The following is a 13,416-nucleotide window of genomic DNA, read 5'->3' as shown; positions in this document are numbered from 1 at the left end:
AGGTTGCCTGTGGCTGTGTGCGCTAAAATATTTCGTTGTCTTTATTGCTAAAAATGGGACCGCTACCAAATCGAATTCGAGCAAATGGTAGCGGTCCCATTTTTGGCTGTCAACGATTTTTTTTGCGAAGAAGCGGTTAAACGCTGGCGCGCTCTATGATGGTGAAGCCGAGATCGCAGATCGGTTCGGCCACGCTTTTGCCCTCGGAGCGGGCGATGATGAAACGCGCGGCGGTGCTGCCGATGGCGGTGCCGTCGATGCGGACCGTGGTCAGCGGCGGCTGCAGGTCGCGCGAAAAGCTGAGGTCGCCCAGGCCGATGACGGCCAGCTGGCGGGGAATGGCGATGCCGCTGGCTTGCGCTTCTATCATCAGGCCCAGGGCCAGCAGGTCGGAGCTGCAAAACACGGCGTCGATGTCGGGCGCGCGCTGCAGCAATTCCCGCAGTCCGCTGCGGCCGTTGCCAAGCGTGGTGGGCGCCGTCACCAGGCAAGCCGGGATGTCGATTTCCTGCGGCCGCGCCATGCCCAGCCGGACCGCCGCTTCGGAAAACGCCGTGGCGCGGCGCCGGCTGCGTTCATCGTCGCCGCTGATGGCGGCCACCCGCTTCTTGCCTTTGGCGTGCAGGTACTGGGCCACCGCGGCGCCGATCTTTTCATGGGAAAAACCGACCAGCATGTCGACCGGGGTTGGCGTCAGGTCCCAGGTTTCGACCACCGGGATGCCGCTTGCCAGCAAGCGCCGGCGCGCCTGCGGCGAACGGGTGATGCCGGTCAGCACGATGCCGTCCGGGCGGCGGCCGATGATGGCGTCGAGCAAGGCGTCTTCGCGCGAATTTTCATAACCGCTCTGGCCCAGCATCACCTGGTAGCCGGCGCCGGCCAGGGTGTCGGTCAGCGCTTCCACGGTTTCCAGGAACATCGGACCGGACAGGGTCGGCACCACGGCCGCCACCAGGCGGCTTTTCTGCGACGCCAGCGCGCCGGCCAGCAGGTTCGGCACGTAGCCGGTCTGCGCCACCGCGGCCTGCACCTTTTGCAGAACCTTGGCAGAGACGGCGTCCGGCGTATTCAGTGCGCGCGACGCCGTGATCGGTGCGACGCCAGCCAGCTTGGCGACGTCGCGCAGGGTGAAGCCGCCGGTTTTACGGCCGCCTTTACGGCGCGCGGTGACGTCGGCGACGACGGCGTTCATCAAGGTTTCTTTTTCCATGGTGAAATTCTAACATGATAAAATGATACCGTTACCATTATACCCGGGCGGTGCGACAAAAGGCGCTGTGCATTCCCCCCTTATGGCAGAAATCCCATCATAATAAAAGCCTTTGAAAAATCCGCACAGGACAAGGTTCATGCCAGAGATATCAACGCTAAAGCTTAACGGTCGCCAGCAAGAGCTGTTGAGTTATGTGCAACGCGATGGCTTTGTGACGGTAGAACACCTGGCGACGCGCTTCAATATCACCCAGCAGACCATCCGGCGCGACATCAACCTGCTGGCGGAGATGAACCTGCTGCAGCGTTATCACGGCGGCGTCGGCCTGCCGTCCAGCGCCGAGAATATCGCCTATGGCGCCAGGCAGGGTTTGTATTCGGAAGAAAAGCGCCGCATCGCCGCCCTGGTGGTGGAACATATCCCGGACCAGGCGACGCTCTTCATCAACCTCGGCACCACCAACGAAGAAGTCGCCAAGGCCTTGAGCCGGCGCCGCAACCTGCGGGTCATCACCAACAACCTGAACGTGGCCGCCATCATGAGCGGCTATCCGGGCTGCGAAGTGATCATCACCGGCGGCGTGGTGCGCGCCCGCGACCTCGGGATTACCGGCGAAGAAACCATCGATTTCATCCGCCGCTTCAAGGTCGATTTCGGCATCATCGGCATTTCCAGCATCGAGGCCGACGGCACCCTGCGCGATTTCGACTATCGCGAGGTGCGGGTTTCGGAAGCGATCATCGAACATTCGCGCACCGTGTTCCTGGTGGCCGACCATTCGAAATTCTGGCGGCCGGCGCTGGTGCGGCTCGGCGATATCTCGAAAATCAATGCCCTGTTCACTGACAAGCCCGTGCCGGAAGCCATGGCCGGCATTTTCGAAGAAGCGAAAATCGACGTGTTCGTTACCGACGACGCGGACCGGCAGCAAAAAAAATAATCCCGCGAAGCCATTCGCACGCCGCACGGCGAACATCCATCCCCTTTTTCCTCCATCCGGGCGACGGCTCAGGCCAGTCCTATGCGCGACAGCCGCTTGCAAGCCTCCGGGCCGAGGAGGGGATAGTGCTTATCTATAAGCAATTAAGTTTATTTCTATTGAATAATTGCTTTCAATGAATATAAATGATTATCAATGTTCGAATTCGAACAATATACTTTCGAATATAAATATTTTATGATGTGCGGTGACATTGCAAGCATACCGTTTTGCTATTTGGCAACAACTGGATATGTCCGATGAGCGAGTTGCCGACACAAGGAGATGGCTGTGGCATCAGATGAGATTGTTGATTTGCTGGTAGTGGGCGGCGGCGTTAACGGCGCCGGGATTGCGCGCGACGCCGCGGGTCGCGGACTGAGCGTGTTGCTTTGCGAGCAGGACGACCTGGCTTCGCACACTTCATCGGCCAGCACCAAGCTGATACATGGCGGCTTGCGCTATCTCGAACATTACGAATTCGGCCTGGTCCGCAAAGCCCTGCAAGAGCGCGAACTGCTGCTGCGCATGGCGCCGCACATCATCGCGCCGCTGCGCTTCGTGATGCCGCATGTATCGAGCCTGCGGCCGGCCTGGATAATACGCGCCGGCCTGTTTTTATACGACAACCTGAGCAAGCGCGAATTGCTGCCCGGTTCGCGCTCCATCGATTTCCGCAAGCATCCGGCCGGCGCGCCGCTGAAGAAAACCCTGAGCAAAGGTTTCGTGTATTCCGACGCCTCGGTGCAAGACGCGCGCCTGGTGGTGCTCAATGCGATGGACGCCAAGGAACGCGGCGCCGCCATCCTCACCAGGACCCGCCTGATCGAAGCCAGGCAAGGCGCGCAATACTGGGACGCCACTTTGCTGTCGGCCGTGAGCGGCGCGACTACCAAGGTCAAGGCGCGCTGCGTGGTCAACGCTGCCGGTCCCTGGGTCGCCAGCTTGTTGAACAGCGCATTGAATACGCCGGCCCAGCATCACATCCGCCTGGTCAAGGGCAGCCACATCGTCACCAAGCGCCTGTTCGACCACGACCACGCTTACATTTTCCAGAATCCCGACAAGCGCATCGTCTTTGCGATTCCGTATGAAACCGACTTCACGCTGATCGGCACCACCGATGTCGAGTACAGCGGCAATCCGGGCAAGGTAGAGATTTCGGATGAAGAAACCGCTTACCTGTGCGAATCGGTGAGCCGCTATTTCGAAGCCGCCGTGACGCCGCAACAGGTGGTCTGGTCCTATGCCGGCGTGCGGCCGCTGCTGGAAGAAGAAGTCGCCAATCCGTCCGCGGTAACCCGCGACTACCGTCTTGAGCTGCGGGCCGAACAAGGGCTGGCGCCGGTGCTGTCGGTATTCGGCGGCAAGATCACCACTTACCGGCGCCTGGCGGAGGAAGCCATGGAGCAGCTGCAGCCGCTGTTCGGTTACATGAAATCGCACTGGACCGCGCATGAAGCGCTGCCGGGCGGCGACATCGCCAACGCCGATTTCGCAGACTTCCAGCGGATTTTCCAGCAGCGCCATGCCTGGCTGCCGGCCACCTTGGCGGCGCGTTATGCACGCACCTACGGCACCCGCGCGGCGCGCCTGCTGGACGGCATCCACGAGATGGCCGGGCTGGGCGAATTGTTCGGCGCCGACCTGTATGAGGCGGAAGTGCGCTACCTGATGCGCAACGAATGGGCGCTGACTGCCGACGATATCCTGTGGCGCCGTTCCAAGCTGGGATTGCGTTTTGACGCAGCCGGCGTCGAGCGCCTGCATGCCTGGCTGGAGGCGCAGCAAGTACCCGCACCGGCCGCCATGCTGGCTTGAAATGGTTTACCTGAAGTTTTGCCCGGCAGGCAGCAGCGCCGGAAGATAAAAAAGACAGGCCCGGCATCAACCCCGGATCAAAGTCGCCCGGTCCGCGCAGGCGGATTCACCAACCTTGGAGTAGACAAGTTGAAAGATAAATACATTTTAGCCCTGGATCAGGGAACGACCAGTTCGCGCGCCATCCTGTTCGACCGTCAAGGCAATATCGTTTCTTCAGCGCAGAAAGAATTCCGCCAGATCTATCCGCAGCCGGGCTGGGTCGAACACGATCCGCAGGAAATCTGGTCGACCCAGGTCGGCGTCGCCGCCGAGGCTTCAACCAACATCGGCCTGAACGGTACTTCGATCGCCGCCATCGGCATTACCAACCAGCGTGAAACCACCGTGGTCTGGGATCGCGAAACCGGCAAGGCGGTGTACAACGCCATCGTCTGGCAAGACCGCCGCACAGCCGCATTCTGCGACCAGCTGAAAGCCGACGGCCTGGCCGAAACCATCCGCGCAAAGACCGGCTTGCTGGTCGACTCGTATTTTTCCGGCACCAAGATCCGCTGGATACTGAACAACGTCGAAGGCGCGCAGCAGCTGGCCGACCAGGGCCGCCTGGCGTTCGGCACGATCGACACCTGGCTGGTCTGGAACATGACCCGCGGCAAGCTGCACCTGACCGATGTCTCGAATGCCTCGCGCACCATGCTGTTCAACATCCATACCATGGAGTGGGATGACGAGCTGCTCAAGATCATGGGCGTGCCGCGCAGCATGCTGCCGGAAGTGCGTTCCTCCAGCGAAGTCTACGGCCACACCGAGATTTCGGGCTTCGGCTCCGAAATCCCGCTGGCGGGGATCGCCGGCGATCAGCAGGCGGCCTTGTTCGGCCAGATGTGCACCGAACCCGGCATGGTCAAGAATACCTACGGCACCGGCTGTTTCATGGTGATGAACACCGGCACCAAGCCGATCATCTCGAAAAACAACCTGCTGACCACGGTCGCCTGGAAAATCGGCAACGAAGTCAACTATGCGCTGGAAGGCAGCATCTTCATCGGCGGCGCCGTGGTGCAGTGGCTGCGCGACGGCCTTGGCATCATCAAGACTTCCACCGAAATCGAAGCACTGGCGCGCAGCGTCAAGAGCAGCGACGGCGTCTACCTGGTGCCGGCGTTTGCCGGCCTCGGCGCGCCGCACTGGAACCCGCACGCACGCGGCACCATTTTCGGCATTACCCGCGGCACCACCTCGGCCCACTACGCGCGCGCCGCGCTGGACAGCATCGCTTACCAGACCATGGACGTATTGAAAGCCATGGAAGCGGACGCCGGCATCGTCATCCCGGAACTGCGCGTCGACGGCGGCGCCACTGCCAACAACCTGCTGATGCAATTCCAGTCCGACATCCTGGGCGTGGATGTGGTGCGTCCGAAAGTCACGGAAACCACGGCGCTGGGAGCGGCCTACCTGGCTGGCCTGGCGGTCGGCTACTGGAGCAGCACCGACGACGTGCGCGGCCAATGGCAGCTCGACCAGCGCTTCAAGCCGGCGCTGCCGGCGGAAGAAGTGCAGGCCAGCATCAAAGGCTGGCAGCGGGCGATTGCAGCGGCCACGGTGTGGGCAGATTCCTGACCGCAAACCGGTAGCAGGCACCGTTGGATAAAAAACAGACCGGAACGCAGAACAGAATCTGCGTTCCTCTCACTTCCCATTTCCGAAAGAGTTCCTCATGACTCCCTTTTTAGCTGAATTCGTGGGCACCGCCCTGATTGTCTTGCTTGGCAACGGCGTGGTTGCCAATGTACTTTTAAGTAAAACCCATGGCCATGGCAGCGGCCTGATCGTGATCACGGTCGGCTGGGCGATGGCCGTATTCGTTGGCGTTTTTGTGGCGGCATCGTCCAGCGGCGCCCACCTGAATCCAGCCGTGACCCTGGCGCTGGCGGTGGCCGGCAAGTTTGCCTGGGGCAGCGTGCCGGGTTATATCCTGTCGCAGATGCTGGGCGGGATGATGGGTGCTTTCCTGGTATGGCTGGTGTACCGAAATCACTTCGCCGAAACTACGGACGGCAATCTGAAGCTGGCGGCGTTTTGCACGGCGCCGGCGATCCGCAACACCTTCGGCAACGTAGTGTCTGAAGTGGTCGGCACTTTCGTGCTGGTTTATTGCGTGCTGAATATCGCTTCGCCGAAGATGGGCCTGGGCGCGCTGGACGCGCTGCCGGTGGCTTTGCTGGTGATGAGCATCGGCGTTTCCCTGGGCGGCACCACCGGCTATGCGATCAACCCGGCGCGTGACCTAGGCCCGCGCCTGATGCACGCACTGCTGCCGATTCCCGGCAAACGCGACAGCGACTGGGGTTATGCCTTGGTGCCTGTGGTGGGTTCGATCTGCGGCGGCGTGCTGGCGGCGCTGGTGTACGGCCTGCAAATGGCGCATTGAGCTGCGATTGACGATGTATCCGGATCGGCTGGCTGCAAAGCCAGGAACCGGTCCGGAATGTTCCTGCCTTATTTTCCCAGCAATTTCTCGATATCCGCCGCCAGCGCTTCCGGCTTGGTCTGCGGCGCAAAACGGTCAACCACGCCGCCATCCTTGTTCACCAGGAATTTGGTGAAATTCCATTTGATGCCCTCGCTGCCCAGCAAACCCGGCGCTGCGTTTTTCAGGTACTGGTAGAGCGGCGCCGCATGGTCGCCGTTGACGTCGATCTTCTCGAACAAGGGAAAGGTGACGCCGTAGTTCTTCTCGCAGAAAGCGCCGATTTCGTCGGCGGTTCCCGGTTCCTGGGCGCCGAACTGGTTGCACGGAAAGCCCAGTACTTCGAAGCCTTGCGCGCGGTACTTCTGGTAAATCTCTTCCAGTCCCTTGTACTGCGGCGTGAAGCCGCAGTTGCTGGCGGTATTGACGATCAGCAGCACCTTGCCGCGGAAGGCCGCCAGCGACTCGGGCGTGCCGTCCAGCTGCTTGACGGTGAAATCGTAAATGCTAGTGTCGGTAGTCATACTATCCCCAGGTGTTCAGTGCCGGCTGCAAGGTCGCGGTCCTTTGCATCCTTGCCGCGCAGCTTGATGGCGAGACGCAGATCGTTGACCGAATCGGCGTTGCGCAAGGCGTCTTCATAACTGATTTTATCCTCTTCGTACAAATCGAACAGGGCCTGGTCAAAAGTCTGCATGCCGAGTTCGCGCGACTTCTTCATGATTTCCTTGATCTCGTGCACATCGCCCTTGAAGATCAGGTCGGAAATGAGCGGCGAATTGAGCATGATCTCCACCGCTACCGCACGTCCCTTCACGGTTTTCAACGGCACCAGGCGTTGCGAGATGATGCCTTTCAGGTTGAGCGACAAGTCCATCAGCAGCTGCGGCCGGCGCTCTTCGGGGAAAAAGTTGATGATGCGGTCAAGCGCCTGGTTGGAACTGTTGGCGTGCAAGGTGGCCAGGCACAAGTGGCCGGTTTCGGCGAAGGCGATGGCGTAGTCCATGGTTTCACGGTCGCGGATTTCGCCGATCAGGATCACGTCCGGCGCCTGGCGCAAGGTGTTCTTCAGCGCCACGCCCCAGTTGTCGGTGTCGACGCCGACTTCACGCTGGGTCACGATGCAGTTCTTGTGCGGGTGGATGTACTCGACCGGATCCTCGATGGTGATGATGTGGCCGTAGCTGTTTTCATTGCGATAGCCGACCATCGCCGCCAGCGTGGTCGATTTGCCGGAGCCGGTGGCGCCGACCATGATCACCAGGCCGCGCTTGGTCATGGCGACCTCTTTCAGCGTAGGCGGCAGGCCCAGGTCTTCGAATTTCGGGATGTCGGTGGTGATCGTGCGCAGCACCATGCCGACCCGGCCCTGCTGGATGAATGCCGAAGCCCGGAACCGTCCCAGCCCGGCCGGGCTGATGGCGAAATTGCATTCCTTGGTTTCTTCGAAATCGGCAGCCTGCTTGTCGCTCATGATGGCGCGCGCCAGTTCCAGGGTATGCACCGAAGTCAGCGCCTGGTTCGACACCGGGGTGATCTTGCCGTCGATCTTGAACGCCGGCGGGAAGTCCGCGGTAATGAACAAATCGGAGCCGCGCTTGCTGACCATCAGGCGCAGCAAGTCGTGCATGAATTTGGTGGCTTGATCTCTTTCCATGATTCTTATCCTAATGTATTTTGCAGCCCGGGTTTTAGCCTGGGAAATTGTCCGGTGTCTTGGCCGCTGCGCGCGCGCTGGCCAGCGAGATCACATTGCGCTTGACCAGTTCGGTCAGGTTGCTGTCCAGGGTTTGCATGCCCATGTTGCTGCCGGTCTGGATCGCCGAGTACATCTGCGCAATCTTGCTTTCGCGGATCAGGTTGCGGATCGCCGGCGTGCCCAGCATGATTTCATGGGCCGCAACGCGGCCGGAGCCGTCCTTGGTCTTCAGCAGGCTTTGCGAAATCACTGCCTGCAGCGATTCCGACAGCATGGCGCGCACCATTTCCTTTTCTTCGCCCGGGAACACGTCGACGATACGGTCGATGGTCTTGGCGGCGGAAGAGGTGTGCAGGGTGCCGAACACCAGGTGGCCGGTTTCGGCGGCGGTCAGCGCCAGGCGGATGGTTTCCAGGTCGCGCAATTCGCCCACCAGGATCACGTCCGGGTCTTCGCGCAAGGCCGAACGCAGCGCATTGCTGAAGGAATGGGTATGCGGGCCGACTTCACGCTGGTTGATCAGGCATTTGTTCGACTGGTGGACGAATTCGATCGGATCTTCGATGGTCAGGATGTGCGCGTATTCGTTCTCGTTGACATGGTTGACCATGGCGGCCAGCGTGGTCGACTTGCCGGAACCGGTAGGGCCGGTGACCAGCACCAGGCCGCGCGGCTTGAGCGACAGCTCGGCAAAGATGCGCGGCGCGTTGAGCTGCTCCAGCGTCAGGACCGTCGACGGAATCGTCCGCAGCACGGCCGCGGCGCCACGGTCCTGGTTGAATGCATTCACGCGGAAGCGCGCCAGGCCGGGGATTTCAAAGGAAAAATCGCATTCCAGGTGTTCTTCGTACGCCTTGCGCTGGCCGTCGTTCATGATGTCATAAATCATGGAATGCACGTCCTTGTGCTCCAGCGGCGGCAGGTTGATGCGGCGCACATCGCCATGAACCCGGATCATCGGCGGCAAGCCTGCGGATAAATGCAAATCGGATGCCTTATTCTTCACCGAAAAAGCCAGAAGTTCGGAAATGTCCATTTATAATCCCTGTGCTGTATTTTGTTTGTTGAAATGCATTTTCCTGCCCAGGCGCTGCTTGTCAAAACCGCCTGGCCATGCAAGTTGGTAGTTCTTTACGGCAATTTTCAAACTCTCCGATTATGTCCTTAATGTCGCACAAGTTGCAAGCCGTCCATAGCAGTATTCATGCCACGGCCGTTGCGGTGTCGCGCCGACCTGACAGTGTGGCGCTGCTGGCGGTGTCCAAAACCTTCGGCGCCGACGCGGTGCTGGAAGCGATCGCCGCCGGCCAGCGTGCTTTCGGTGAAAATTATCTGCAGGAGGCGCTGGCCAAAATGGCTGAGGTCGAGCTGGCGCTGAAGTCCGGACAGCGCGACGATGTCTTGCTGGAATGGCATTTTATCGGTCCGATCCAGAGCAACAAGACGCGCGCCATCGCTGAGCATTTCGACTGGGTGCACACGGTCGACCGCGAAAAGATCGCTCAGCGCCTGTCGCAGCAGCGGCCGCCGCAACTGGCGCCGCTGAACATCTGCCTGCAGGTGAATATCAGCGGCGAAGCGAGCAAGAGCGGCCTGGCGCCGTCGGAGTTGCCGGCTGTGGCGCGTGCCGTTGCGGGATTGCCGGGGCTGAGGCTGCGCGGCCTGATGGCGATACCGGAGCCGACCGACGACCGGCAAAAACAGCATGCGGCATTTCGCCAGACCAGGGAGTTGCTGGAACAGCTGCGGCATGACCTGGGTACGCAGCAAGCTGGGCAGCAACTAGACACTTTGTCGATGGGCATGTCGGCAGACATGGTGGCGGCGATTGAAGAGGGCGCTACCATCGTGCGCGTGGGCAGTGCAATTTTTGGGCAACGGGAACGGAATCATGAAAAATAAATTGAATATCGGTTTCATCGGCGGCGGCAATATGGCGGCAGCCCTGATCGGCGGCCTGGCCGGCAAGGTGACCGACGGCGCCAACATCCATGTGGTCGACCTGAATCCGGAGGCGCTGCAGAATCTGGCGCAGCGCTTCGGCGTCAGCACGGCGACCGGGATCGACGCCGCGATCGAGGCTTGCGAAGTGATCGTGCTGGCGGTCAAGCCGCAGCAGATGAAGGAAGTCGTGGCCAAATTGCGGCCGCATGTCCGGACCCAGCTGGTGCTGTCGATTGCCGCCGGGATCCGCGCGGTGGACCTGGCGCGCTGGCTGGGCGGCCACGACGCCATCGTGCGCTGCATGCCGAATACGCCGGCGCTGATCGGCCAAGGCATTACCGGAATGGTCGCCACCGCCGGCGTGTCGCCGGCACAGCGCGAGACCGCCGACCTGATCTTGCGCGCGGTGGGCAGCACGGTATGGCTGGATGACGAAGCAAAGATCGATGCAGTGACGGCGGTGTCCGGCAGCGGCCCGGCGTATGTGTTTTATTTTATCGAGGCGATGCAGCAGGCGGCGCAGGAACTCGGCCTGACTGCGCAGCAGGGCGTCGAACTGGCCAAGGCCACCTTCACCGGCGCGGCGCAGCTTGCGGCGCAATCGTCGGAGCCGGTGTCGCTGCTGCGCGAGCGCGTGACCTCCAAGGGCGGCACCACGTATGCCGCGTTGAGCAGCATGGAGGCTGCGGATGTGAAGGGTGCGATCATCGCTGCCGTCAAATCAGCCGCGCTCCGCGGCCAGGAACTGGGCGACGAATTCGGACGCGATTAGCGCCGGGGCGGGCGTTACGCATAAAAAAACAGCGGCATCGCATGGCGATTGCCGCTGTTTTTTATTGCAGAGCCGCAGTGGTGTCGAGGCTCCGGCCGCACTTTATTTGTTGCGGCCAATCGCCAGGCCAGCCAGCAAACCGATGACGGCCGCCACGCTGACAGCTTTCCATGGATTGTCGCCGACATATTCATCGGTGACATGGGCCGCGTGCTTGGTGTGCGCCACGGCTTTCTTGGTAGCTTTCGGCAGTTCCGTCTTGGCTGTTTCCAGCGCGGCTTTCAGCTTCTCACGGGCCGAGTTGTATTTTTTTTCCGCATGGTCATGGGTATCGTCGAGCAGGGTTTCCGCTTCCTTGATCACGGATTTGAGTTCGCCAGCCAGATTGTCGCGCATCTCTTTTACGTTGTCGGTAGTAGCCATGTTTGCCTCTTCAATGTGGATTGCGGGGAAAGATGTTGCCTAATATATCACGATAATCATGCCGGGTTGCCGCCGGACATCTACCGGAACGCATAGTCCAGGGCGATCCCGCCGAATACCGCCGCTCCCAGCCAGTTGTTGTGGCGAAAAGCGGCGAAGCAGCCGGCGCGTTCGCGGCTGCGGATCAAGCGGTAGTGGTAGGCTGCACATCCGGCCGCCGCCAGCATGCCGGCGCTGAACCAGGCGCGCAGGCCGAATTGCCAGCCTACTGTAAATACTAATCCCAAACTGAGCGCGTAACAAAGCATGATTGCGGTTACGTCGTAGCGGCCGAAGGTAATCGCGGAAGTCCGGATGCCGATTTTCAGGTCGTCGTCGCGGTCGACCATGGCGTATTCGGTGTCGTAGGCGACCGCCCAGAATACATTCGCCAGCAACAGCAGCCAGGCGGCGGCCGGCACGGTTCCCTGGACCGCCGCGAAACCCATGGGAATGCCGAAGCCGAAGGCGATGCCGAGGTAGGCTTGCGGGATCGCGAAGAAGCGCTTGAAGTAGGGATAGCTGCCGGCCACGATCACGGCGACGACCGACAGCTCCTTGGTCAGCGTGTTCAGCGGCAGGATCAGCAGCAGCGACAGCAGTGTCAGCACGACGGCCACCATCACCGCTTCCCAGGCGGCGATCTTGCCGCTGGTCAGCGGCCGCTCGGCGGTGCGCTTGACGTGCTTGTCGAAATCGCGGTCGGCAAAATCGTTGATCGCGCAGCCGGCCGAGCGCATCAGGGCGGTGCCGAGACAGAAAATCGCGACCAGGGCCCAGGCCGGCTTGCCCTCGGCCGCCAGCCACAGAGCGGCCAGGGTCGGCCATAGCAGCAGCAGGATGCCGATCGGTTTGTCCATGCGGATCAGCCGGAAGTAGAGTTTGAGGCGATTCATTGCGGTCTGGATGATTAGCGTAGCCGCCAGGCGGCAGCGGGAAAAATGAGGGATGGAAACACGCCGGCGGACGTAAGCCAGGTTCTATCCCGGCCGGCATACATCGGCTTTTGGCTCAGCCTTCGACGGCAAGCGCGTCATGCAGCAAGGTAACGCCTTTCAGGCCGCAATCCAGCACCGCTTTTTGCACGGCTTCGATGGCGGCATGGCGCGTGAAGCTCTTGCGCCAGACAATCACCACCCGGCGCGACGGCTCCGGATCGGTGAACGGCACATAACGCAGCATGCCGTCCTTGGCGTCGATATCGGGCACCGAGGCCAGCGGCAGCACGGTGATGCCGATGCCGGAAGCCACCATGTGGCGGATGGTTTCCAGCGACGAACCTTCGAAAGTGCGGGCAATGCCGTCGCCGGCAGTCGAAAAGCGCGACATTTCGGGGCACACCTCCAGCACCTGGTCGCGGAAACAATGGCCGTTGCCGAGCAACAGCATGGTTTCCGATTTGAGATCCTGGGCGCTGATGCTGGTGCGGTTGGCCCAGGCATGATGCTTGGGCAGCGCTACCACGAACGGCTCGTCGTACAGCGGCTGCACCATCAGGCCGTGCTCGGGGAACGGCAAGGCGATGATGGCGGCATCCAGTTCGCCTTGGCGCAGCAGCTCCAGCAGGCGCACGGTGAAATTTTCCTGCAGTACCAGCGGCATCTGCGGCACTTGCTCGATCATGGTTTTCACCAGCGGCGGCAGCAGGTAGGGGCCGACCGTATAGATGATGCCCAGGCGCAGCGGGCCGGCCAGCGGATCCTTGTTCTGGTTGGCGATCTCGCGGATGGTGGCGGTCTGCTCCAGCACCCGTTCAGCCTGGGCCACGATCTGCGCACCCAGCGGCGTCACGGAAATTTCGGTGCCGCCGCGTTCGAAGATCACCACGCCCAGTTCGTCTTCCAGCTTCTTGATCGCCACGGAGAGGGTCGGCTGCGCCACGAAACAAGCTTCAGCGGCATGGCCAAAATGCTTTACGCGAGCTACCGCGACGATATATTTGAGTTCGGTCAGAGTCATGTTGTTATCTTCGCATATTTTTCGATGGAGATTGTGTCTCCCCGCGTTTCAGCGCCGCTTTTGCAAAATAACCATCATTTTTGCCCATGCC

Annotated in this window: 13 protein-coding genes; 6 read left to right on the top strand and 7 right to left on the bottom strand. The window is 60.9% G+C overall.

Annotated features, from left to right (window positions below; translation table 11 throughout):
- Nucleotides 1-136: 136 nt before the first annotated feature.
- Complete coding sequence (locus AC07RZ_RS19200; protein WP_494669149.1) at nucleotides 137-1,210, bottom strand: LacI family DNA-binding transcriptional regulator; 1,074 nt, start codon at nucleotides 1,208-1,210, stop codon at nucleotides 137-139.
- Between the two features lie 139 nt (nucleotides 1,211-1,349).
- Between AC07RZ_RS19200 and AC07RZ_RS19195 the strand changes: the two genes are divergently transcribed.
- The 4 genes from AC07RZ_RS19195 to AC07RZ_RS19180 all read left to right on the top strand — a co-directional run bounded on the left by AC07RZ_RS19195 (nucleotide 1,350) and on the right by AC07RZ_RS19180 (nucleotide 6,450).
- Nucleotides 1,350-2,153: a DeoR/GlpR family DNA-binding transcription regulator gene (locus tag AC07RZ_RS19195; protein WP_494669148.1), complete on the top strand. Its 804-nt coding sequence runs from the start codon at nucleotides 1,350-1,352 to the stop codon at nucleotides 2,151-2,153.
- A gap of 324 nt (nucleotides 2,154-2,477) precedes the next feature.
- Nucleotides 2,478-4,013, top strand: coding sequence for a glycerol-3-phosphate dehydrogenase (gene glpD, locus AC07RZ_RS19190; protein ID WP_494669147.1), 1,536 nt, complete (start codon nucleotides 2,478-2,480; stop codon nucleotides 4,011-4,013).
- Between the two features lie 129 nt (nucleotides 4,014-4,142).
- Nucleotides 4,143-5,639: a glycerol kinase GlpK gene (gene glpK, locus AC07RZ_RS19185; protein ID WP_144742102.1), complete on the top strand. Its 1,497-nt coding sequence runs from the start codon at nucleotides 4,143-4,145 to the stop codon at nucleotides 5,637-5,639.
- A gap of 97 nt (nucleotides 5,640-5,736) precedes the next feature.
- Nucleotides 5,737-6,450, top strand: coding sequence for an MIP/aquaporin family protein (locus AC07RZ_RS19180; protein WP_041742976.1), 714 nt, complete (start codon nucleotides 5,737-5,739; stop codon nucleotides 6,448-6,450).
- A gap of 68 nt (nucleotides 6,451-6,518) precedes the next feature.
- Here AC07RZ_RS19180 and AC07RZ_RS19175 read toward each other — a convergent pair whose 3' ends face one another.
- From AC07RZ_RS19175 to AC07RZ_RS19165, 3 genes are read right to left on the bottom strand one after another with little or no spacing between them, the layout of a single operon-like run.
- Nucleotides 6,519-7,013 (bottom strand): glutathione peroxidase, encoded by a 495-nt coding sequence (locus AC07RZ_RS19175; protein ID WP_144742106.1) that lies wholly within the window; start codon nucleotides 7,011-7,013, stop codon nucleotides 6,519-6,521.
- Entirely contained in the window at nucleotides 7,010-8,146 is a 1,137-nt protein-coding gene (locus AC07RZ_RS19170) for a PilT/PilU family type 4a pilus ATPase (RefSeq protein ID WP_092396624.1), read from the bottom strand. The genes AC07RZ_RS19175 and AC07RZ_RS19170 overlap by 4 nt, the downstream gene beginning before the upstream one ends.
- A gap of 34 nt (nucleotides 8,147-8,180) precedes the next feature.
- On the bottom strand, nucleotides 8,181-9,224 hold the full coding sequence (locus tag AC07RZ_RS19165; protein ID WP_092396626.1) for a type IV pilus twitching motility protein PilT: 1,044 nt from the start codon (nucleotides 9,222-9,224) through the stop codon (nucleotides 8,181-8,183).
- A 122-nt stretch (nucleotides 9,225-9,346) separates the two neighbouring features.
- Between AC07RZ_RS19165 and AC07RZ_RS19160 the strand changes: the two genes are divergently transcribed.
- Both AC07RZ_RS19160 and proC read left to right on the top strand, forming a co-directional pair.
- Nucleotides 9,347-10,090 carry a YggS family pyridoxal phosphate-dependent enzyme gene (locus AC07RZ_RS19160; protein WP_144742108.1) on the top strand — a complete coding sequence of 248 codons (744 nt, stop codon included), beginning with the start codon at nucleotides 9,347-9,349 and terminating at the stop codon, nucleotides 10,088-10,090.
- On the top strand, nucleotides 10,080-10,904 hold the full coding sequence (gene proC / locus AC07RZ_RS19155; RefSeq protein WP_494669146.1) for a pyrroline-5-carboxylate reductase: 825 nt from the start codon (nucleotides 10,080-10,082) through the stop codon (nucleotides 10,902-10,904). Before AC07RZ_RS19160 ends, proC begins: the two co-directional genes overlap by 11 nt.
- Nucleotides 10,905-11,006: 102 nt before the next feature.
- Here proC and AC07RZ_RS19150 read toward each other — a convergent pair whose 3' ends face one another.
- From AC07RZ_RS19150 to AC07RZ_RS19140, 3 genes are all read right to left on the bottom strand, one after another.
- Nucleotides 11,007-11,327: an ElaB/YgaM/YqjD family protein gene (locus tag AC07RZ_RS19150; RefSeq protein ID WP_092396632.1), complete on the bottom strand. Its 321-nt coding sequence runs from the start codon at nucleotides 11,325-11,327 to the stop codon at nucleotides 11,007-11,009.
- Nucleotides 11,328-11,407: 80 nt separating this feature from the next.
- Nucleotides 11,408-12,262, bottom strand: a complete 855-nt coding sequence (ubiA, locus tag AC07RZ_RS19145; protein ID WP_494669145.1) for a 4-hydroxybenzoate octaprenyltransferase — start codon at nucleotides 12,260-12,262, stop codon at nucleotides 11,408-11,410.
- A 115-nt stretch (nucleotides 12,263-12,377) separates the two neighbouring features.
- Nucleotides 12,378-13,325, bottom strand: coding sequence for a LysR substrate-binding domain-containing protein (locus AC07RZ_RS19140; RefSeq protein WP_092396636.1), 948 nt, complete (start codon nucleotides 13,323-13,325; stop codon nucleotides 12,378-12,380).
- Between the last annotated feature and the right edge of the window lie 91 nt (nucleotides 13,326-13,416).

Source organism: Collimonas sp. GW821-FHT07E08 (assembly GCF_059418905.1).
This window is presented reverse-complemented; position numbering and strand designations above follow the sequence as displayed.

What these genes read in the sequence shown, in the direction of transcription:
- AC07RZ_RS19200 (WP_494669149.1), bottom strand. Translation starts at nt 1,210, where the DNA reads ATGGAAAAAGAAACCTTGATGAACGCCGTCGTCGCCGACGTCACCGCG.
- AC07RZ_RS19195 (WP_494669148.1), top strand. Translation starts at nt 1,350, where the DNA reads ATGCCAGAGATATCAACGCTAAAGCTTAACGGTCGCCAGCAAGAGCTG.
- glpD (WP_494669147.1), top strand. Translation starts at nt 2,478, where the DNA reads ATGGCTGTGGCATCAGATGAGATTGTTGATTTGCTGGTAGTGGGCGGC.
- AC07RZ_RS19180 (WP_041742976.1), top strand. Translation starts at nt 5,737, where the DNA reads ATGACTCCCTTTTTAGCTGAATTCGTGGGCACCGCCCTGATTGTCTTG.
- AC07RZ_RS19175 (WP_144742106.1), bottom strand. Translation starts at nt 7,013, where the DNA reads ATGACTACCGACACTAGCATTTACGATTTCACCGTCAAGCAGCTGGAC.
- AC07RZ_RS19170 (WP_092396624.1), bottom strand. Translation starts at nt 8,146, where the DNA reads ATGGAAAGAGATCAAGCCACCAAATTCATGCACGACTTGCTGCGCCTG.
- AC07RZ_RS19165 (WP_092396626.1), bottom strand. Translation starts at nt 9,224, where the DNA reads ATGGACATTTCCGAACTTCTGGCTTTTTCGGTGAAGAATAAGGCATCC.
- AC07RZ_RS19160 (WP_144742108.1), top strand. Translation starts at nt 9,347, where the DNA reads ATGTCCTTAATGTCGCACAAGTTGCAAGCCGTCCATAGCAGTATTCAT.
- proC (WP_494669146.1), top strand. Translation starts at nt 10,080, where the DNA reads ATGAAAAATAAATTGAATATCGGTTTCATCGGCGGCGGCAATATGGCG.
- AC07RZ_RS19150 (WP_092396632.1), bottom strand. Translation starts at nt 11,327, where the DNA reads ATGGCTACTACCGACAACGTAAAAGAGATGCGCGACAATCTGGCTGGC.
- ubiA (WP_494669145.1), bottom strand. Translation starts at nt 12,262, where the DNA reads ATGAATCGCCTCAAACTCTACTTCCGGCTGATCCGCATGGACAAACCG.
- AC07RZ_RS19140 (WP_092396636.1), bottom strand. Translation starts at nt 13,325, where the DNA reads ATGACTCTGACCGAACTCAAATATATCGTCGCGGTAGCTCGCGTAAAG.